Origin of the sequence: Cellulomonas fengjieae (genome assembly GCF_018388465.1) — a bacterium.
In the GTDB taxonomy this organism is placed as follows: Bacteria; Actinomycetota; Actinomycetes; order Actinomycetales; family Cellulomonadaceae; genus Cellulomonas; species Cellulomonas fengjieae.
Window position 1 is genome coordinate 3,450,324 of sequence record NZ_CP074404.1, and the last position, 19,247, is coordinate 3,469,570.

The window sequence follows — 19,247 nt, forward strand, 5'->3', positions numbered from 1 at the left end:
TCGGCACAGGTCGCGCCCCTCTTCTCGTCGTGGATCTCGGCGTAGGCCAGTCGGACGTGGTCATCGACGGCTGTGGCACGTAGTCGTAGGCCAGGCCGCGTCTAGGACTGGGGCGTTCGCTGCGACCGTGGGCTTTTGCAGCCGCCGACGACCGGGATCCGGCCGAGCTCCTTGACGTCGATGTGCACCAGGGAACCCGGGTAGGGGTGCTCGCACCGGTTCGCCGACATGCGCGACCGGGCGCCCAGCCGTGATTCGCTGCACCCACGCGAACCTGCCGGCCGCGGTCAACAGCGCACGAGCGTGAGACACGAGAGACCTCCGTCGGTCCTCGTGGGTTCCTTCGGCAGCTCCCACTCTCTCTCGCTACGTCGACAACGGTCTTGGTCGATACACCTAGACGACCGGACGACCGCGGCGGTCGGCGACTTCCCGCCCGACCAGGGCAAGATCGGCGGGAGTGGGCCGACGGAACCTGCCCCCGTCGGCGACGAACTCGTCACCGTGCTCTTTCAGATGGCGCGCGAAGAGCGGGCACACGGGCACGACGACGAGCCTCGCGCGGATGCTGTCCGCGAGCGCCTCCCGCACCAGCAGCCTGGCGAGGCCGCGGCCCCGGAACTGCGGGTCCACCTCGGTGTGGAAGATGATCCGCTCACCCCCGTGGGGAGGGTCGACGAAGTCGGCCCTCCCCACGCGCGCTCCGGCAACGCTCACGGTGTAGGCACTGACCCGCTCCACGCGGGCGGCACCTCCGCTCACGCCGCCACCGACGCCTCGGTCGGCTTCACGTAGGCGACCGACCCCCCGGTGGCTGGGGTCCGCGCCGGCCCGGTCCGCCGCGAGCGCACCCACACCACCACCGCCGTGGCGACGACGACGGCACCGGGGACGAGCACGATGCCGAAGAACGTCATCCCGGCGACCAGGAGGACGATCGCGAGAATGCCGCGACCGACTCCCCGCCTCTCGAGCACGCGGTGATACTCCACGCCCCGGGCGATGGTGCTGGTGCGGTGGCTCATGGCAGTGGTTCCTTCCGACTCAGGCGGGCAGCGCGATCGGCTTGCCGACCGGATCGCAGCCAACAACCTGTTGTCGGAACAGGGTCAAGCGCGCGGATGCGTACTGGTCCGCCAGCCGCTCCGCGCACACGGGACCCATCCGGGGTCGGTGGGACTCAGTCGTTCGTCGACGACCCTCGTCCGGTCGCGGCGTACCGGGCGGCGATGGTGCGAACGGCCTCGTCGACCACCTGAGCGACGCGTTCGGCGCCCACCTCCCAGTCCGGCACCAGGAGGGTCGGCCAGAAGATGTAGTTGGAGATCATGCCCAGGAACTGGGTGGCTGCGAGGTCCACGTCGTCGACCCGCACCGTTCCCGCCTCGTGCTCGGCCAGCAGGTAGCCGCGTACGGACTCGAAATAGGGCGTCTTCCCGCGCGAGAACTGCGCGTTAGCGAGCTCGGGGAATCGCGGCAGCTCCGCAATGACGATGCGGAACAGGTCCGTCATCTGGGGGCGGCTCAACAGGTCGGCGTAGCGGCGACCGATGGTGCTGAGCCCGTCGACGATGTTGCCTGCCGGCGGCGGTTCCTCTTCGTCAGCGGTCGACCAGGACTCGGTGACCATGGCGTCGAACAGAGCGGCCTTGCTCGGAAACTGCTTGAACAAGGTGGCGCGCGACACGCCGGAGCGCTCCGCGATTCGCGCCAGCGACGTCCGGTCGTACCCCAGCTCGAGGAACAACGCGGTCGCAGCCTCCAGGATCAGCGCGCGCTTCTCGTGGGCGATGCGCTGGTGATACGGCGTCATGACCTTGCTCATGCGCCGAGCATACGAGGTGAGTGGCTTGACTCACCATCACGCACACCCTAGTGTCAGACGGATGGTGAGTCGCTCGACTCACCACCGGCCCCCACGTACTGAAGGAACATCTGATGCCCCGCTTCGACGACCAGACCGTGCTCGTGACCGGTGGGACCGGCGGCCAGGGATCGAGCCACGTACGCGCCTACCACGCGGAGGGAGCGAACGTAGTGATCGGCGGCATCGACGCCGAACGCGGCGCCGCTCTCGCCGAGGAGCTCGGGCCCCGAGCTCGCTTCACCCACCTCGACGTCACCGACGAGAGCTCGTGGTCCACCGCTGTGCGAGCCGCTGAGAGCGCCTTCGGCGCCCTGAACGTCCTCGTCAACAACGCGGGTGTCCAGAACCCGCCGGCGCCGATCGAGACGACGGACCAGGCCACCTGGTCGCGCATCCTCGACGTCAACCTCACAGGCACCTTCCTCGGCATCAAGGCCGCCGCCCCCGCCCTGCGCCGCGCAGCAGGGGGAGCCATCGTCAACATCGCCTCGACCATGGGCCTGGGCGGCACGGCGCACTACGCGCCGTACGTCGCCAGCAAGTGGGCCGTGCGAGGTCTCACCCAGACGGCGGCGCTCGAGCTCGGCCGGGACCAGATCCGCGTGAATACCATCCACCCCGGCGTGATCGCGACCTCCTTCATCCACGAACCGGCGGCCGGCGCCACCGCGGCCATCGCCGACTTCTACTCCCCCGAGCCGTTCGCCATCCCCCGACTCGGAGAGCCGACCGACGTCACCCGGCTCCTCCTGTTCCTCACGTCATCAGACGCCTCGTTCATCACGGGGTCGGAGTACGTCATCGATGGCGGACTCCTGCTCGGGCCCGCCCTGCAGAGCGAGGCGGCATGAGCCGGGAGACGACCGGAGGGGACGGCGCCGTTCGGGACGCGTCGTTGTCGCACCTGCCCGATGACGTCCGGCGAGCCATCGAGATCACACCCGCCGCAGGGACGCGCGAACGGATCATCGACGTCACCACGCGGGGGCGCCGCACCGGCCTCCCGCGCCGCATCGAGATCTTCTTCTTCCGAGCCGCGGGCGCAACCTACCTGTGCAGCGGCGCCGGCAGGGCCGCCACCAACTGGCATGCGAACCTTCTTGCCAATCCCGAGTTCACCTTCCACCTCAAGAACGGGATCCGTGCAGATCTGCCTGCTCGGGCCACGCCAGTCACCGACCCGGCCGAACGCCAGGCCGTGCTGACGGAGATCGTCGCGGACCTCAACCAGCCCCACGACCCCGGCACCATCCGGCCGACTCGGCTTGAAGACTGGGCCGAGAGCCGGCTCATGCGCATCAGCTTCCTCCCTCGGGCGTGATCGCGAAGCCCTCGGGAATGACGAAGGGCCCCACATCCGCGTGATCATGCGGGTGGGGCCCTTCGGCTGGCGGTAGCGGTGGGATTTGAACCCACGGTGGACTTTCACCCACACACGCTTTCGAGGCGTGCTCCTTAGGCCGCTCGGACACGCTACCTCGGCGAGAACGTTACCCGGTCAGGCGCCATGCTCCGAATCGGTCGTTGCATGTGCTGCACATGCACGCTACGTTCGACACATGGTGATGGTCCAGATCCGGCACGTCCCCGAGGAGCTGCACAGGGAGCTGCGCGCACGGGCGGCGCGCGAGGGCCGCTCGCTGTCCGAGTTCCTCCTCGCCGAGCTGGTCCGGATCGGGTCGCGCCCGACGCTCGACCAGCTCGCGGACCGCATCCACGCCCGCGACGTCGCACCGCCCCGGCCCGACCAGCCGGTCGTCGAGATGATCGAGGCGGAACGCGACGCCCGCGACGAGCACCTGGCCTCGGGGCACTGACGTGCTGGTGGTCGACGCGTCGGCGGTCGTCGACTTCCTCCTCGATCCTGATCGGCTGCGCGAGCGCTTCCGGGCGGGCGGGGACGACCTGCATGCCCCGGCGCACATCGACGTCGAGGTGCTCAGCGCGCTGCGGCGGCTGGCGCAGCGGGGCACCCTCACCGAGGGGCGGGCACGCGGCGCCGTCGACGACCTGGCGGACCTGCCGTTGACCCGGTACGAGATCACGCCGCTGCTGCGCCGGTCGTGGGAGCTGCGGGAGCAGGTCAGCGCGTACGACGCCCCGTACGTCGCACTGGCCGAGGCGCTGGGCGCCACCCTGGTCACGCGGGACGCGCGCCTGGCCCGCACGTCCGGTCACGCCGCGCGGATCGACGCCGTCTGACCGCCCACAGGTGATCGTCGTACCGTGAAGAGGTGAGCACATCCGACGCCCGCCCGATGACCGCCAGCTCGCTGGCGGAGGTCGTCGAAGTGCTCGCGGGCCACCGGCTCGCCGTGCTCACGGGCGCGGGCGTCTCGACGGACTCCGGCATCCCCGACTACCGCGGCCCCGACTCACCGCCGCGCACACCGATGACGTACCAGCAGTTCGTCGCCGACGAGGCGTTCCGCCGGCACTACTGGGCCCGCAACCACGTCGGCTGGCGGCACGTGCACCGGACGATGCCGAACGCCGGGCACCGCGCGCTGGCTACCATGGAGCAGCGTGGCGTGGTCACCGGGGTCATCACGCAGAATGTCGACCTCCTGCACGAGGCGGCCGGCTCGCGCAACGTCATCGACCTGCACGGACGCTACGACCGGGTGCGCTGCCTGTCCTGCGGCACGGTGATCTCCCGGGCCGAGCTGGCCGACCGCCTCGACGCGCTCAACCCCGGGTTCGAGGCCCAGGTCGCGGACATCGAGATCGCCCCGGACGCCGACGCCGTCATCGAGCAGACCAGCGGTTTCGTCGTCGCGGACTGCAGCGCCTGCGGGGGGATGCTCAAGCCGGACATCGTCTACTTCGGCGAGAACGTGCCGCGTGAGCGGGTGGAGCGGGCCTTCGCGATGGTCGACGCCGCCGACGCGCTCCTGGTCGCGGGGTCGTCGCTGACGGTGCAGTCGGGCCTGCGGTTCGTGCGGCACGCGGCGCAGACCGGCAAGCCCGTGGTCGTCGTGAACCGGGGCGCGACGCGTGGGGACAAGTACGCCTCCGTGACGCTGGACGCCGGGACCTCGGAGACGCTGACCGACCTGGCCGAGTCACTACCGACCCCACGTCAGTCGCGCTGAGCCTCGAAGAAGCGCTGCAGCAGGAGTCCGCACTCGTCGGCCCGCACTCCCCCGACCACCTCGACCCGGTGGTTGAGTCGTCGGTCACGCACCACGTCCCACTGCGACCCGCACGCCCCCGCCTTCGGGTCCCAGGCGCCGAGGACCAGCCGCGGGACGCGCGCCAGCACGGTGGCCCCGGCGCACATCAGGCACGGCTCCAGGGTCACGACGAGCGTGCAGTCGTCGAGCCGCCACCGACCGAGCGTCTCCGCGGCCGAGCGCAGAGCCAGGATCTCCGCGTGCCCGGTCGGGTCGGCCTGCGCCTCGCGCACGTTGCGCCCGCGGCCGACCACCTCGCCTCCCGGCCCGACGACGACGGCTCCGACCGGGACGTCGGCGGTGAGCACCGCGCGGCGCGCCTCGTCGAGCGCGAGACCCATCGCCCAGGTGTCGGCCGCCTGCCAGGGACGGAGGGCGTCGGTCATGGGGGCATCATCGCGCACCGTGCGCCCGGTAGGTTGTGCCCATGCACCTGCACGTCGCGGACCACCCCCTGGTCGCCCACAAGCTCACCGTCCTGCGCGACGTCACCACCCCGTCGCCGATCTTCCGGCAGCTGGTCGACGAGCTCGTCACGCTGCTGGCCTACGAGGCCACCCGCCACGTGCACGTCGAGTCGGTGGACATCGTCACACCGGTCACCGCGACGACCGGCCTCAAGCTGGCCGACCCGCGCCCGCTCGTCGTGCCCATCCTGCGCGCCGGCCTGGGCATGCTCGACGGCATGACCCGCCTGCTGCCCACGGCCGAGGTCGGCTTCCTCGGGATGCAGCGCGACGAGGAGACCCTCGAGGCCATCACGTACGCGAACCGGCTTCCGGACGACCTGTCGGGCCGCCAGTGCTTCCTGCTGGACCCGATGCTGGCCACCGGCGGCACGCTGGTCGCCGCGATCGACTTCCTGCTCGCGCGCGGTGCTCGTAACGTCACCGCGGTCTGCCTGCTGGCTGCTCCGGAGGGCCTCGCGGTCGTCGAGCAGGCCGTCGGCGACCGGGCGGACGTGTCCGTCGTCGTCGCGGCTGTGGACGAGCGCCTCAACGAGAAGGCGTACATCGTGCCGGGCCTCGGCGACGCGGGCGACCGGCTGTACGGCGTCGTCTGAGCCGTCCCACCCCCTGGGACACCGCCGAATCGGCCTTGGTGCCGACCGGCGAGCGTGCGAGAGTCGCTCCATGACCACGTCTACGCAGCCCTTCCTGGCTGTGTATCCGTGCGCGTGTCATCGGTCCTGATCCCCTCAGGACCCTCGACCACACCGCCGCCCTGACCGGGCGTCGCGGTCCGCGCACCCGGAGACGACATGGCACTGCCCGCACCTCTTCCCGCACCTCAGCGCCCGGCCCAGCCGGGGCTCCTGCTGTACGTGAGCCTGCCCGAGGGCACCGCTCGAGCGCCCGGCGACCTGGCCGAGGTCGCCGAGGTGCTGCGTGAGTTCGCCACCGAGATGCTGCCCGGCGCCGAGACCTACACGGCCCTGTCGCTCGCACCCGCGGGGTCGGACGACGTGCACCGTCTGGGCGACCGGATGAGCCACCTGCGGCTGCTCGACGTCCTCGCCGACCCCGGCGACGCCGGCTGACGACGGGCGCGACGCGCTCCGGTCGCCGGACCTGGTGACCGTGCTTACCGTGGGGCGATGCGCATCGCGATCGCCGGGGGCCACGGGAAAGTCGCTCGACTCCTGTCCCACGACCTGACCAAACGGGGCGACGTCCCCGTCGCCCTCGTGCGTCAGCTCGCGCACGTGGACGACGTCGTCGCTGACGGCGCGGAGGGCGTGGTGCTCGACCTGGAGCGGGCCAACGCACGGGACGTGGCCGAGGCGATCGCCGGTGCCGACGCCGTCGTGTTCGCCGCCGGCGCCGGACCGGGCAGCGGAGCCGACCGCAAGGACACCGTCGACCGCGCGGGCGCGGCCCTGCTGGCCGACGGCGCCGAGCAGGCCGGTGTCCGCCGCTACGTCCTCGTCTCCTCGATGGGCGCGGGCGCCCCACCGCCGCCCGGCACCGACGAGGTGTTCGCCGCCTACCTCGCCGCCAAGCACGCCGCCGAGCAGGACCTGCGCGACCGCGACCTGGACTGGACGATCCTGCGTCCGGGCGGGCTGACCGACGGCCCGGCCCAGGGGCTGGTGCGGCTCGACGAGTCCGTCCCCCAGGGCAGCATCCCCCGCGCCGACGTCGCCGCGGTGCTGGCGGCGCTCCTGCACGAGCCGGCCAGCGCGGGTCTGGTCCTCGAGCTGGTGCAGGGGGTCGTGCCCATCGACGCCGCGATCGCCGCCGTCATCGAGCACGCGGACTGAGCCGGCTCAGCTCTCGGGCGTCCCGACCACGGGCCGCTCGGACCGGACGGTGATCGCCCCGATCAGGTACTGGTCGCCGTTCGTCGTGGCGGTCAGCGAGCTCACGTCGCACGCGAGCGCCACCTCCTGGAACGCCTTGACGTCCACCCCCAGGGAGTTGGGCGCGCGCCAGCCGGTCGCCGTGGAGTCGAACGCGTTCGTGCTGGAGCCGGCGGAGCCGGTGCGCACCGGGACCAGGGCGCGACCGGCGCCGGGCCCGGTGCAGGTGTCTCCCAGCGCGAGCCGGTCCCCGCTCGCGGTCCGGTCACCCTCCCAGGCCACGACCCCGATCCGCGCCAGGGTCCCTGCCTCGGAGGCGAACTCGAACGCCGGCGGTGTCGTGGACGTGCCGATCCACTGGCCGCCGTCGTAGACGGTGACGGACGCGTCCGAGCCGGGGTCGGAGTAGACGACGACCATCGACCAGCCGGCGTAGTAGCTGCGGTCCTTGTCGGTCGAGCTCGCGCTGACCGCGATGTCGGCGACGGACCAGTCGCCCGCTCCGAGCGACCGGACCTGGCCGGTGACATCGGCGAACGACTGGTAGTACCGCCGGTACGCGTTGTCGTTCAGCTCGACCAGCTTCGTCCCCGCGACGTCGACGTAGGCCCCGCCGGGACCGCGCAGGCGGGCGGTCGTGACGTCGCCGCTCCAGCGCTCCCCCGGGCCGTGGTTGGCGGACCAGTAGAGCCCGGCGAAGACGACCTCGCGGCCTGCGGGGATCTGGAGCCGCGAGCTCGAGGAGACGGGGACCGTGGCACGCGACGTGCCCGGCGCCGGTGGCGCCTCGTCGAGCGGCACCATGGCGAAGCCGTTGTTGTCCCGGTCGCCGTTCTGCAGCGCGCTCGCGCAGCCAGCAGCGGTCGCGCCGCACGTCAGCAGGGGCGCCCCGACCTCGGTCACCCCCGCGCGGGCGAAGGTCGCGCGGGCGTCGAGCCCGCCGGACGACGTCCGCACGCTGCTGGCGGAGCGGACCTGGGCCGCGCCGTCCGCGGCGGCGACCACCGTCGCCACCCCCGCAGAGCTGCCGGCCCACCGCACGTTGGCGAGCACCTGGGCGGACGACCCGGCGGGGATCGTCCCCAGCGCGCACTCGAGCGTCCGCGGGTAGACGAACGTGCAGCCGTCCGTCTGCGAGCCGGGCGCGTCCGGGTCGGGGATCAGCCCGTTCGGCAGCAGCAGCGTCGCACGCGCACCCACCGCGTCGGCGACGCTCGCGGTCACCGTGAACCGCGCGGTTCCGGAGCCGCTGGTCGCGAGCAGGATGGTGGGGTCACCGGCGGCCAGCGTGACTACCGGCGCCTGGGACGCGACCGAGATGCCGAGCCGGCCGGGGTCGGCGTCGGGCGCCTGCGCCGAGACGTCGACCGCACCGACGTCGCCGAACGCACCCGGCGCCGCCCGCAGGTCCAGGGGCAGGGGCAGCGTGGCCCCGGGCTCGATCCGCGCCGCGGTGCACACCACGGTCGTCCGGTCGCCCGCGGTGCAGCTCCACGCCGGATCGGTCACGGCGGGCTGCCCGAAGCCGAGCGAGGCGGGGCGCTGCAGCGTGACCTGGACGCCGTCGGCGGGCAGGTCGCCGCTGTTGGAGACGCTCATCGGCACGGTGGTCGGGGTGCCGAGCGCCACGGAGGCCGAGCCGGGCCCGTCGACCCTCAACGCTGCGGGCCGTTGCACGGTGAACGGCACGTTGACGGTCTCCGAGACCCGCCGCCCGCTCGGCGACAGCTGGACCACCAGGGTGCGGTCGCGCACCAGGTCCGGCGCGCTCGCCGTGAGGAGCAGGGACAGCGCGGCGTCACCCCGAGCAGCGACCGCCCCGGTCGTGCAGGTCATCGGCCTGGTGCCACGACAGGCCCACGCGGAGCCGGGCGCTGCCGTGGCCGTGACACCGTCGGGCAGGAACGCGGTGACGGATCCCTGGCCGGCCGGGATCGCGGTGCCGCCCAGGTTCGCGACGGACAGGTCCAGCTGGCGCGTCCGCGCGGAGACCAGCGGAACCGTCCCAGGGGTGCTGCGCAGCGTCAGCCGCGCGGGGGCCGCGGTGATGGCGACGGGGATCGGCGGCGCGACGTAGCGCAGCCCCGATCCCTGCACGCGCAGCTGGATCTCACCGTCGGACCGATCGAACGACTCGTCGATGGAGACGCTGAGCATGAGCGTCGAGACCGACAGGGCGGGCAGGTGGTCGAGCGTGCAGCTGGCGATGCCGGTCCCCGCCCCCATCACGCACACCCAGCCGGGTGCCACCGCCGCGAACCCTCCGGCGGGCAGTCGCTCGAGGGCACCGGTCGCCACACCGGCGAGGGTCACGCCGTCGGGCAGCACGACCTCGGCTACGAGGTCCGTCGCCGCCGTGCCGCCGCTGTTGCGCAGGCCGACCTCGAGCACCTGGTCGCTCAGCCCGGCTTCGAGGGTCAGACCCGCGGGCGGCAGCTCGACCGACACGTCGGCGGGCGTGGGCGGCGGGTCGACGGGGTCGGTCGGATCCGTCGGGTCGGTGGGCCCGGCCGGGTCCGTCGGGTCGGCGGGCTCCGTCGGGTCGGCCGACTCGGTCGTCGCCCCCGGGGCGTCGGCCGTCACGTCGCCGGGCTCCTCGGGCTCGTCCTCGTCGCCGTAGAGGACGTCGTCCGGTTCCAGATCGGTGGGCTCGGGCGTCGGGAGGTCGGTCGGCTGGGGGGTCGCTGCGGACCCGTCCGTCGACGTGGGCTCGGGCGTCGCCGCGCTTCTCGACGAGCTGGTCGACGGCGACTCGGTGGGCGCGGCGAGGATCCCCTCCGGCTCACCGAGCAGGGTGGCGATACCCACGGCGGCGGCCGCGACGAGAGCCACGCTGCCGACCGCTATCGCCGCGGCTCCGAGCGGGATCGTGGCCAGGAACGCCCCCACGCTGCTTGTTGCCGCCGCGGTTCCGGCGCTGGCCACGCCGACCGTGCCCGTGGCCACCGCTGTCGCGGCGACGGTCCCACCGCCTGCCGCGGCGCCGCCGCCGGCGGCGGCGCCACCCGCGCCCGCGCCCCCGGCACCCGCGCCGCCGGCACCAGCCCCACCGGCTCCGGCACCACCCGCTCCGCCTGCCCCGGCACCCGCAGCGGCACTCGCCGTCGCACCGGCCGCGAGACCGCCACCCACGGGCAGGACGACGCCGAGCGCCCCCAGCCCGGCCAGGCCGAGCACGAGCGGCGCGATGACGGCCTTCATCCCGTGGTTGACGTCGCCGAGCTCGAACAGGAGGCCGCGACAGTTCCCGCAGTCCTCGAGGTGCGCGGAGACCTGCCCGGTCTCACGGGTGCCCAGCCCGCCACGGACGTAGGCACCGAGCTTGCCGGCGGTCGAACGACACCGGTCGTCGAGCGGATCCTGCAGATGCTGCTGGAGGTAGGCCTGCCGGAGGCCTTCCCGGGCGCGGTACGCGAGGGCCGCGACGCCGTTCGCAGTGAGCCCGAGGATCGGCGCGATCTCCGCGGGCGGGAGGCCCTCCACCTCGGTGTGCCACAGCACGGCCTGCCAGCGCTCGGGCAGCGAGTGGAACGCGCGTGCGACGACGCCCCGCTCGAAACCCTCGAGCGCCGGGTCCTCGGCGGTGCCGGCCAGGGCGGTGCCCGCCTCCAGGACGGCGATGTCGTCGGTGGGCTGGACCCGGCGCGCCTTCTCCCGGCGCAGCGAGGCAACCCGGCGCACGACGGTGAACAGGTAGGCACGGAACGCGGACTCGGGGCCGTTCCCGCGCTTGAGCGCTCCGAAGACGGCGGCGAACGCATCGGCGACGACGTCGTCGGCGTCGGCACGGGAGTCCGAGTACTGCCGGGCGACCACCCAGGCCGCTCCCGCATGCCGCTCGTAGAGCGCGCCGACAGCCGCGGCGTCGCCGGAGCGCACGGAGGCGATGAGCTCCGTGTCCCCCGTGACACCGCCGTCCAGCTGCATGCCTGCTGCCACGAACGGCTCCCGTCGGCTTACTGCGTCCGATCGCACAGCCTGCCATATGCGACGTTTTCACATAACCAGGCGGAAACGTCGGTGGCGTCATCAGGAGCGGGTGAAAAGCGTCGTAGTGGCGTCATACCCGACATCTGTCGGCCTCCCATCCCGCGTGACGACGAATACAGGTTGGAACGACGCTGTGCCGGCGGGCCTCCTCGGCGGCGATCCCGCGCGCGCCATGCCCGCCCTCAGGGACCGCTGGCGCGACGAGAGCGTCCGATCGGTGTGGCTGCGTCCGTCGGACTGGTACCACCCGGCCGTCGACGCCCTGGCGGAGGCGCTGCTCACGGGGGGCCCGGCGGCGGACGGCGTCCCGGAGGTCCAGGCGGCGGCTCTCGACCTCGGTCACGCCCGGGGCTACGACGGCGTCGGCATCGGGGAGACCCTCGACGACCTGGCCTGCCTCTTCCGGATGCTCGGCGCCACGGAGCCGCCGCTGGTCGTCGTCCGTGCGCTGTGCGACGGCTGGGCGGACGCGCAGGCGGGCGTGGCGACGTCGGGCTCCGCACTCGATCCCGAGTCCGGGTTGCCGACCCGGCAGTACCTCGGCATCAGGCTCGCGGAGACGTACCGCGACGCGGCACTCCCGACGCAGCGCACTCGGACGGCGGCGGGCACGGGCCACCACCTGGTGCTCGTCGACGTCGCCGCCGGGGACGTCGACGCCTTCACCCGCGCGGCCCGGTCGGCCGCGGTCGGAGCGGCCCTGACCACCACCTACGGCGACGGCCACCCGATGGCGACGCTGGGCGGCGGGGTGTTCGCCGTGCTGGCCCGCGCCGACGAGGACGCCTGGCGGCCCCTCGAGGAGCTGCAGCGGGAGATCGCCCGCCGCTGCGAGCGGCTCGAGCTCCGGTCGGCGACACGTCAGCCCGTGCGGGTGTGGATCGAGCCGCTCCCGGCCACGCACGAGCAGGCGCTGCGGACCCTGGAGCGAGCCGCGCGGCCCTGATCTCGCGCTCTTCACCAGGTGTCCAGAAGGTAAAGCCCAGGTCAGCGACGTCTTGGTAGCCGATAGACGACAACTCGGTCATATGCGTCTACCGTCGATCCATGAACAGCGCTGGATTTGCTCCAAGCGATCCGACGGCGCCGACAGAAAGAAGCGCCGCTGAGGTCGCAGAAAGTTCCCCCCACGAACCCGAACCGCGGCTGCCGACGCAGCCGGACCGCCGGTCGACGAGCTCGCTCGAGCACCCGCTCCCGGCGGTCGACCTCCACCTGGCCGACGCGGACGAGCCCGGCCACCTCGTCGCCTCGGGCGCGAGCGTCGACGTGTTCGCGCTCGACGACCACCACGTCCTGCGCCGCTACCGCTCCGGGCGCGACGCCTCGCCGGAGGTCCACCTCCTGCGGCACGTCGTGGAGCACGGCTTCCCCGCTCCCGCCGTCCTGCAGGCGAGCGGACCGGACCTCGTCATGCAGCGGCTGCACGGTCCGACGCTCCTACAGGCCCTCGCCGCGGGCGAGGTGTCGCTGCCCGACGGCGCCGCGATCCTGACGGACCTGCACGACCGGCTGCACGCGATCACGCCGCCGGAGGCGTGGCGGCACGACGTGCCCGACGCGTGGCCGCTCGTCGACTCCGGGCCGTCCGTCGTCCACCTGGACCTGCATCCCGGCAACGTGATCCTCGCCGAGGGGGGACCGGCCCTCGTCGACTGGACGAACGCGCGCACCGGCCCCGCCGAGCTCGACGTGTCCATGACCGCGTTGATCGTGGCCGAGGTCGCGGTCGACGCCGGCGGCGTCTACTCCCAGGCCGCCCGGGCGCTGCTCGCGGCGTTCCTGAGCGCAACCGACGTCTCCCCCGTCACTGCGCTCGCCCAGGCCGCGACTCTGCGGGCGCTGGATCCGTCGCTGGTCCCGGGCGAGCGGGAGCTCGTCCGGCCGGCCGCCGACCTCGTCCGGAACCTCGTCGAGGTCGCCGCACACCCCTGACCCACGCTCCTCGCACGACGACGGCCGCCCCTGCGAGGGCGGCCGTCGTCGCGCGGGTCAGCGAGTGCTGAACGTCAGGCAGTCCGCCTCCACCTGGCCGGCGCCCACGCGGATCGACTCCGCGGTGCACTCGAGCGCGGAGTTGTGCGTGCACTCCGCGCGGTGGCAGGCCCCGACGTGCGAGATGACCTTGTCGAGGCCACCCCGCGTGCCCAGGGGGATGAACGTGGCGCACTGCGCGTCGCCCGTGTGGCCCCCGATGCTCACCGCGGCCGCGTGGCAGCTGGAGTGGTCGTTGTACGAACAGCCGGCGACCGAACACTCGGCGACGGCGGGCATGTCCATCAGGGTGCTCATGACGACCTCCGTGGGGCGGGCTGTGGCGCGTTGATCTCGACGGTAGACCCGTCGTCTCGCCGTGCCTAGGAAGCAAGGCCTGGCTTACCCGCAGGTCAGATCGCGCATCCCACCCATCCGTGGCGGGCCTGGCCGCACAGTTCACCCGCTGCGACCCGGACATATCGGACCACCGGCCGGATCCACGGGGACCGGAACCGTTCAGCGGGGGTGCGATGAGTTACGTTTCGCCCGGTTCGTGCTCGGGCAGGGCACCTTCTCGGCTCCAGAAACGTGGGCCAGGTAGAACCTGCCCCCGGATCTGCTGGGCGGCATCGTTGGAAGGATCGCCCCCTTGCTCCCCTTCACCCGTGCGCGGACCCGACTGGGCACCCCGACCTCACCTCGCCTGCGCGCGATCGCCGCACTGCTCGCCACCGGTCTCGCCGCCGGGCTGGTCACCCTCGCCGCGACCCCGGCCGCAGCGGCGGTGAGCACCTACACCGGCCCCGGCTTCACCGTTCCGGACTCCGGTGCCGCCAACCCCAGCCCGGTGACGGTTCAGGTGCCGGCGGGCCTCGGGGTGCTGCGGTCGCTGACGTTGACGTTGACGAGCCCCGCGCATCGTCATCCCCAGGACATGGACTTCCACCTGCGCTCCCCCTCCGGTGTGCAGGTGCAGATCGAGTGTGGCCAGTCGAGGACGACGTTCCACGACGGCAGCACGTGCAACCCGCTCGACCCCTTCTACGGAACCGACCCGGCGGGCAGGTGGGAGCTCTACCCGATCGACACCTACGGGGTAGCGGACGATCCCGACACCACGTACGGGGGCTTCACGCTGACGCTCGTCACCGCCTACCTTCCGATGGTCACCGCCGGCCCGGCGGACGTGACGGTGGAGGAGGGCGAACCGGCCAGCTTCACCGCGACCGCGACCGCTGAGCCCGCCGTCCGGATCCAGTGGCAGGTGAGCACGGACGGCGGCAGCACCTTCAGTGACATCACCGGCGCGAACCAGTCCACCTATACGGTCGCGGCCACGAGCCGCACGCAGCACCTGAACGAGTACCGCGCCGTGTTCACCGACAGCGTCGGCACGGCCACCTCGTCGGCGGCTGTCCTGCGGGTCCAGCTCGCGCCCGAGGTCACGCAGGAGCCGGCCGACGTCGTCATCGGCTCCGGCGGGAACGCGACGTTCACCGCGGGGGCGGAGGGCAGGCCCAGTCCGACCGTCCAGTGGCAGGTCAGCCACGACGACACGGCGACGTTCGCCGACATCGCGGGGGCGACCTCGCCCACGCTGGCCCTCGACGGGCGCGCGTTCGCGGACTCCGGCGCGCGCTATCGGGCGGTGTTCACGAACGACGTCGCCAGCACCCCGACCCGCGCAGCCCTGCTGACGGTCCAGCCGACCCTGCCGGTCGTCACCACCGACATCTCCGACCAGGAGGTCCTCGCCGGCACCGAGGTGACCTTCACCGCCGCCGCCACCGGGGACCCGGCGCCGACGGTCCAGTGGTGGGTGAGCACCGACGACGGGGAGACCTTCACTGAGATCGACGGCGCGACCGCCGACTCCTACACCGTCACCGCGACCGCGGCAGACGACGGGAACCAGTACCGCGCCGCCTACGTGAACGTCGGCGGCACGGTCTCCACGAGCGTGGCGACCCTCACGGTCAACGTCGCACCCGTGATCACGGTGGCCCCCACCGACCAGAGCGCGGTCGTGGGGAGCCACGCCACCTTCACCTCCCACGCCACGGGCCAGCCCGCCCCGAGCGTGCAGTGGCAGGTCAGCACCGACGGAGGGCTGACGTTCTCCGACATCGCCGGGGCGACCACGTCGACCCTGTCCGTGCTCGCGCACGACGACGCCAACGGTGACCGCTTCCGAGCCGTCCACACCAACGCCGGCGGGCAGGCGATCACCGGGACGGGCACCCTCACGGTCCTGCCCGTGCCGGTCGCTCCCGTGGCCGCGGCACCGACGGCCACGGAGGCCGCCATCGCGGCCACCGGTGCGAACAGCGGCGTCCTCGCGCTTGCCGCACTGCTCACGATCGTCGCCGGCGTTGCGGCCGCTGCGCTCGGGCGGCGCCGGACCACCGCCTAGTACCCACGCACCACCGACGAGGGCGGGCTCCATCCGGGGTCCGCCCTCGTTCGCATGCGCCCCTGACGCCTACTTCACCCGCTCCGATCCGGACATGTCGGACGGCCGCGCGGATCCGTGGGGACCGAAGTCCCTCGGGGCGTGTGGCCTGCGTTACGTTGCCGTCGGTTCGTGCTCGGGCAGGGCACCTTCTCGGCTCCGGATTCGTGGGCCAGCACGACCTGCCCCCGGACCTGCTGGGTGGCACCGCCGAGAGGACGCCCCCTTGCTCCCCACCACCCGTGCGCGCGCCCGTCAGGGCACCCGCACCTCAGCGTTCGCGCGAGGCATCGCGGCGCTGCTCGCCGTCGGCCTCACAGCCGGTCTGGTCACGCTCGCCGCGACTCCCGCCGCGGCGTCGGAGGTCACCACGACGTACACCGGCGCGGGCTTCGTCACCGGGCCGGGGGGCGGGACCAACTCGGGTCAGTCGTCCATCGTGGTCCCGGCGGGCACAGGGTCGCTGCGTTCCATGACCTTGAACCTCGTCGGGAACCCGCAGCCGGCTCCCGTCGGCCTCCAGATCCAGGTGGGCTTCCAGAACGACGTGCTGATCAACTGCGGGACGGGCGGGACCTGCGCCCTACCGCCGCGTTACGAGGGCCGGGACCCGGCCGGCAGGTGGATCCTGTTCGTCACCGTCGGGTGGGACGGCAGCCAAGGGGACGTCTCGTACAACTACGGCGGGTTCACCGTGGCCCTGACCACCGAGGTCGCCGACCTGGCGATCACCACCCACCCGGCGAACGTCTCCACGCAGTCGGGCACGGCCGTCACGCTCACCTCCGCCGCCACCGGCCACCCGACGCCCGCGGTGCAGTGGCAGGTCGACTCGGGGACGGGCTTCGCCAACGTGCCCGGCGCCACGAGCCCGAGCTACACCGTGACGCCGACGTACGCCCAGTCCGGGTACAAGTACCAGGCGGTGTACTCGAGCGCGCAGGGGACCGTCACCACGAATCCGGCGACACTGACGGTCCTGCCCCTGCTCCCCGTGGTCACGTCCGACCCGGTGTCGACTACGGTGACCGAGGGCGCTCCCGCGAGCTTCAGTGCGGGCGCGACGCCCGGCGACCCGGCGGCGACCGTCCAGTGGGAGGTCAGCCTCGACGGCGGCGCCACCTTCGTCGGCCTCGCCGGGGCGACCGCCTCGACCCACACGATCGCGCCCGCGACCCGGGCCCAGCACCTCCTGCAGTACCGGGCCGTGTTCCTGAACGCCGCGGGCACCCGCGTCGCCACCGCGGCGGCAACCCTGCGGGTCCAGTACGGCCCGGAGATCCTCACGCCCCCGACGGACGTCGACATCCCGTCGGGTGGGACCGCGACCTTCTGGGCGAGCGCGGCCGGCAACCCGACCCCGACCGTGCAGTGGCAGATCAGCACCGACGGCGAGGCGACCTTCACCGACATCGCGGGTGCGACCGAGCCCACCCTCGTGCTCGTGGACCGCCGGTACGCCCACACGGACACCTTCTACCGCGCGGTGTTCACCAACGGCGTCGTGAGCAGGACGACCGACGCCGCTCGACTCTCCGTCGACTCGATCGCCCCCGACGTCACCACCGTGCCCCTCGACCAGCGGGTCGTCGCCGGCACCCCGGTGACCTTCACGAGCGCCGCGACCGGTGACCCCGCACCCACGGTTCAGTGGTGGGTGAGCAGCGATCGGGTGTCCTTCGTCAAGATCGTCGGCGCCACCGCTGACTCCTACACGTTCACCGCCACGGCGCAGGACGACGGCAACTGGTACCGCGCCGACTACCAGAACGCGTTGGGGTCGTACTACTGGGGGCAGGCCGCCTACCTCACGGTGGGCGTCGCCCCGGTCGTGACCGCGCACCCGACCGACCAGACGGTGGTGGCGGGCACCCGCGCGACCTTCACGTCGACCATCACGAGCCAGCCCGGCTCCGAGGTCCAGTGGCAGGCCAGCACCGACGGCGGGGTGAGCTTCACGGACATCCCGGATGCGACGTACTCCACCCTCGAGCTCGACGGACTCACCTTCGCCGACTCGGGCACGCGTTACCGGGCCGTGCACACCAACTGGGTCGACAGCGCCACCACCGACCCGGCCATCCTCACAGTGACCGCGGCCCTCCCGGTGGTCACCACCGACATCGCGGACCAGGAGGTCCTCGCCGGAACCCCGGTGACGTTCACCGCCGCGGCGACCGGCGACCCGACGCCGACGGTCCAGTGGCGCCGGAGCACCGACGGCGGCCGGACGTTCAGCGACATCGCCGGAGCCACGTCCGACTCCTACACGTTCACCGCCGCCGCGGCGGACGACCGCAACCAGTACGCGGCCGTCTACACCAACGTCGGTGGGTGGCTGAGCACGAGCGTGGCGACCCTCGCGGTCAACGTCGCACCCGTGGTCTCCCTGGACCCCGTCGACCAGACCGCGAGCGAGGACACCGTGGCCACCTTCACCACCGGTGCCACCGGCCAGCCCGCACCCCGCGTGCAGTGGCAGGTCAGCACCAACGGAGGCCTGACCTTCACCGACATCCAGGGTGCGATGGCGTCGACCCTGTCGGTCCCGGCCGAGGAGAACGCGACCGGCAACCGCTACCGGGCGGTGCACACCAACGTCGTCGGCGCGGTCGTCACGGACGACGCGACCCTGACCGTGCTCCCGCTCGCCGACATCGTCACCCAGCCCACGGCCCAGGCCCTCCGCGTGGGCGCACGGGCCACGTTCACCGCCCGGTCCGACGACCCCGCCGCGACCATCCAGTGGCAGGTGAGCGCCGACGGCGGACGGACCTTCACCGACCTGCCCGGCGAGGTGGGCGGCGAGCTCACCTTCCTGACCACGACGGATCAGGACGGCAACCTGTACCGGGCGCTGTTCACGACCACCGCAGGTACCACCTCCACCACCCCCGTCGCGCTGACGCTGGACGCCGCCGTACCGGCACCCGCCGCACCGACGGCACCCGCGGCGACGGGCACGGTCGCGGTCGACGTCCCGCGCGCGGCCCGGGCTGCCGGCGCCGCGCTCGCGGTCACCGGCGCCGACAGCGGGCTGCTGGCCCTCGCGGCGGCCCTGCTGCTCGCGACCGGTGCTGCGGCCACCGTGATCGGTCGAAGGAGGCACGCCGCCCGGTAGCCGCGGCGCGACGACGAACGGCCGGTTCCCTCGGGACCGGCCGTTCGCCGTGTTCGCCAACCTGCCGGTCCAGTACCAGCCGGAGATCCGCGAGCAGCCGGTCGATGTCGTCGTGAACTCCGGCGGGAACGCGACCTCCACCGCAGCCGCGGTCGGCAGCCCCAGGCCGTGGCGCTCTGCCCGGCCAGACCGAAGGCGCGCTCACCTTCCTGACGACCGCGGACAGGACAGGGCTGACAACCTTCAGCCTCCGTGGCCGCCTGTGCCACCGTCCGCGAGCGTCGACAGGCGCCATCCGGAGAAGCCGCTCCCCGCTCGTAGGGCGCGTCCTCGCGGACATTCCGGGGCTCGGGACCGACGCC

Annotated in this window: 18 protein-coding genes, 1 tRNA gene and 1 pseudogene; 12 read left to right on the top strand and 8 right to left on the bottom strand. The window is 72.8% G+C overall.

The window, feature by feature from the left end:
* Positions 1-2: 2 nt before the first annotated feature.
* The 4 genes and pseudogenes from KG102_RS18850 to KG102_RS15970 form a co-directional block, all read right to left on the bottom strand.
* Positions 3-236: pseudogene (locus tag KG102_RS18850) on the bottom strand (IS481 family transposase); the annotation flags it as partial.
* A 160-nt stretch (positions 237-396) separates the two neighbouring features.
* Positions 397-855: a GNAT family N-acetyltransferase gene (locus KG102_RS15960; RefSeq protein ID WP_322972663.1), complete on the bottom strand. Its 459-nt coding sequence runs from the start codon at positions 853-855 to the stop codon at positions 397-399.
* Positions 759-1,025 (bottom strand): hypothetical protein, encoded by a 267-nt coding sequence (locus KG102_RS15965; protein ID WP_208288119.1) that lies wholly within the window; start codon positions 1,023-1,025, stop codon positions 759-761. The genes KG102_RS15960 and KG102_RS15965 overlap by 97 nt, the downstream gene beginning before the upstream one ends.
* A gap of 155 nt (positions 1,026-1,180) precedes the next feature.
* Positions 1,181-1,825: a TetR/AcrR family transcriptional regulator gene (locus KG102_RS15970; protein ID WP_208288118.1), complete on the bottom strand. Its 645-nt coding sequence runs from the start codon at positions 1,823-1,825 to the stop codon at positions 1,181-1,183.
* A 113-nt stretch (positions 1,826-1,938) separates the two neighbouring features.
* Between KG102_RS15970 and KG102_RS15975 the strand changes: the two genes are divergently transcribed.
* Positions 1,939-2,718 carry a glucose 1-dehydrogenase gene (locus tag KG102_RS15975; protein ID WP_208288117.1) on the top strand — a complete coding sequence of 260 codons (780 nt, stop codon included), beginning with the start codon at positions 1,939-1,941 and terminating at the stop codon, positions 2,716-2,718.
* The gene (locus KG102_RS15980; protein ID WP_243883883.1) at positions 2,715-3,188 is read left to right on the top strand and encodes a nitroreductase/quinone reductase family protein; all 474 of its coding nucleotides are present in this window, start codon (positions 2,715-2,717) and stop codon (positions 3,186-3,188) included. Before KG102_RS15975 ends, KG102_RS15980 begins: the two co-directional genes overlap by 4 nt.
* 67 nt (positions 3,189-3,255) lie before the next feature.
* Here KG102_RS15980 and KG102_RS15985 read toward each other — a convergent pair.
* A tRNA-Ser gene (locus KG102_RS15985) sits at positions 3,256-3,345 on the bottom strand.
* 81 nt (positions 3,346-3,426) lie between these two features.
* Here KG102_RS15985 and KG102_RS19000 point away from each other — a divergent pair.
* The 3 genes from KG102_RS19000 to KG102_RS16000 are packed head-to-tail and all read left to right on the top strand — an operon-like array spanning position 3,427 to position 4,962.
* Positions 3,427-3,684 carry a FitA-like ribbon-helix-helix domain-containing protein gene (locus KG102_RS19000; protein WP_208288116.1) on the top strand — a complete coding sequence of 86 codons (258 nt, stop codon included), beginning with the start codon at positions 3,427-3,429 and terminating at the stop codon, positions 3,682-3,684.
* A 7-nt stretch (positions 3,685-3,691) separates the two neighbouring features.
* Positions 3,692-4,069 (top strand): type II toxin-antitoxin system VapC family toxin, encoded by a 378-nt coding sequence (locus KG102_RS15995; RefSeq protein ID WP_249667361.1) that lies wholly within the window; start codon positions 3,692-3,694, stop codon positions 4,067-4,069.
* Positions 4,070-4,101: 32 nt separating this feature from the next.
* Positions 4,102-4,962 (top strand): NAD-dependent protein deacetylase, encoded by an 861-nt coding sequence (locus KG102_RS16000; protein WP_208288114.1) that lies wholly within the window; start codon positions 4,102-4,104, stop codon positions 4,960-4,962.
* Here KG102_RS16000 and KG102_RS16005 read toward each other — a convergent pair.
* The gene (locus tag KG102_RS16005; RefSeq protein ID WP_243883882.1) at positions 4,950-5,429 is read right to left on the bottom strand and encodes a nucleoside deaminase; all 480 of its coding nucleotides are present in this window, start codon (positions 5,427-5,429) and stop codon (positions 4,950-4,952) included. The genes KG102_RS16000 and KG102_RS16005 overlap by 13 nt on opposite strands.
* Positions 5,430-5,470: 41 nt before the next feature.
* Between KG102_RS16005 and upp the strand changes: the two genes are divergently transcribed.
* From upp to KG102_RS16020, 3 genes are all read left to right on the top strand, one after another.
* Positions 5,471-6,106 carry a uracil phosphoribosyltransferase gene (upp, locus tag KG102_RS16010; protein ID WP_208212939.1) on the top strand — a complete coding sequence of 212 codons (636 nt, stop codon included), beginning with the start codon at positions 5,471-5,473 and terminating at the stop codon, positions 6,104-6,106.
* 198 nt (positions 6,107-6,304) lie between these two features.
* Complete coding sequence (locus KG102_RS16015) at positions 6,305-6,583, top strand: hypothetical protein (RefSeq protein ID WP_208212940.1); 279 nt, start codon at positions 6,305-6,307, stop codon at positions 6,581-6,583.
* Between the two features lie 57 nt (positions 6,584-6,640).
* Positions 6,641-7,306 carry an NAD(P)H-binding protein gene (locus KG102_RS16020; RefSeq protein WP_208212941.1) on the top strand — a complete coding sequence of 222 codons (666 nt, stop codon included), beginning with the start codon at positions 6,641-6,643 and terminating at the stop codon, positions 7,304-7,306.
* 6 nt (positions 7,307-7,312) lie between these two features.
* Here the strand turns inward: KG102_RS16020 and KG102_RS16025 are convergent, their stop codons facing one another.
* On the bottom strand, positions 7,313-11,284 hold the full coding sequence (locus KG102_RS16025) for a sigma-70 family RNA polymerase sigma factor (protein ID WP_208288113.1): 3,972 nt from the start codon (positions 11,282-11,284) through the stop codon (positions 7,313-7,315).
* A gap of 223 nt (positions 11,285-11,507) precedes the next feature.
* Between KG102_RS16025 and KG102_RS16030 the strand changes: the two genes are divergently transcribed.
* A complete protein-coding gene (locus KG102_RS16030) occupies positions 11,508-12,281 on the top strand; it encodes a hypothetical protein (protein ID WP_208288112.1) in 774 nt (257 codons plus the stop codon).
* A 101-nt stretch (positions 12,282-12,382) separates the two neighbouring features.
* A complete protein-coding gene (locus KG102_RS16035) occupies positions 12,383-13,270 on the top strand; it encodes a phosphotransferase (protein ID WP_208212944.1) in 888 nt (295 codons plus the stop codon).
* Positions 13,271-13,327: 57 nt separating this feature from the next.
* Here KG102_RS16035 and KG102_RS16040 read toward each other — a convergent pair whose 3' ends face one another.
* Complete coding sequence (locus tag KG102_RS16040) at positions 13,328-13,627, bottom strand: DUF1540 domain-containing protein (protein ID WP_208212945.1); 300 nt, start codon at positions 13,625-13,627, stop codon at positions 13,328-13,330.
* 334 nt (positions 13,628-13,961) lie between these two features.
* Between KG102_RS16040 and KG102_RS16045 the strand changes: the two genes are divergently transcribed.
* Positions 13,962-15,725 (top strand): immunoglobulin domain-containing protein, encoded by a 1,764-nt coding sequence (locus KG102_RS16045; protein WP_208288111.1) that lies wholly within the window; start codon positions 13,962-13,964, stop codon positions 15,723-15,725.
* A 265-nt stretch (positions 15,726-15,990) separates the two neighbouring features.
* Positions 15,991-18,885 carry an immunoglobulin domain-containing protein gene (locus tag KG102_RS16050; protein ID WP_208288110.1) on the top strand — a complete coding sequence of 965 codons (2,895 nt, stop codon included), beginning with the start codon at positions 15,991-15,993 and terminating at the stop codon, positions 18,883-18,885.
* The last annotated feature ends 362 nt before the right edge of the window (positions 18,886-19,247 follow it).

Coding starts and splice junctions, on each gene's coding strand:
- KG102_RS15965 (WP_208288119.1), bottom strand. CDS start 1,025: ATGAGCCACCGCACCAGCACCATCGCCCGGGGCGTGGAGTATCACCGC.
- KG102_RS15970 (WP_208288118.1), bottom strand. CDS start 1,825: ATGAGCAAGGTCATGACGCCGTATCACCAGCGCATCGCCCACGAGAAG.
- KG102_RS15975 (WP_208288117.1), top strand. CDS start 1,939: ATGCCCCGCTTCGACGACCAGACCGTGCTCGTGACCGGTGGGACCGGC.
- KG102_RS15980 (WP_243883883.1), top strand. CDS start 2,715: ATGAGCCGGGAGACGACCGGAGGGGACGGCGCCGTTCGGGACGCGTCG.
- KG102_RS19000 (WP_208288116.1), top strand. CDS start 3,427: ATGGTGATGGTCCAGATCCGGCACGTCCCCGAGGAGCTGCACAGGGAG.
- KG102_RS16005 (WP_243883882.1), bottom strand. CDS start 5,429: ATGACCGACGCCCTCCGTCCCTGGCAGGCGGCCGACACCTGGGCGATG.
- upp (WP_208212939.1), top strand. CDS start 5,471: ATGCACCTGCACGTCGCGGACCACCCCCTGGTCGCCCACAAGCTCACC.
- KG102_RS16015 (WP_208212940.1), top strand. CDS start 6,305: ATGGCACTGCCCGCACCTCTTCCCGCACCTCAGCGCCCGGCCCAGCCG.
- KG102_RS16020 (WP_208212941.1), top strand. CDS start 6,641: ATGCGCATCGCGATCGCCGGGGGCCACGGGAAAGTCGCTCGACTCCTG.
- KG102_RS16030 (WP_208288112.1), top strand. CDS start 11,508: ATGCCCGCCCTCAGGGACCGCTGGCGCGACGAGAGCGTCCGATCGGTG.
- KG102_RS16035 (WP_208212944.1), top strand. CDS start 12,383: ATGAACAGCGCTGGATTTGCTCCAAGCGATCCGACGGCGCCGACAGAA.
- KG102_RS16040 (WP_208212945.1), bottom strand. CDS start 13,627: ATGAGCACCCTGATGGACATGCCCGCCGTCGCCGAGTGTTCGGTCGCC.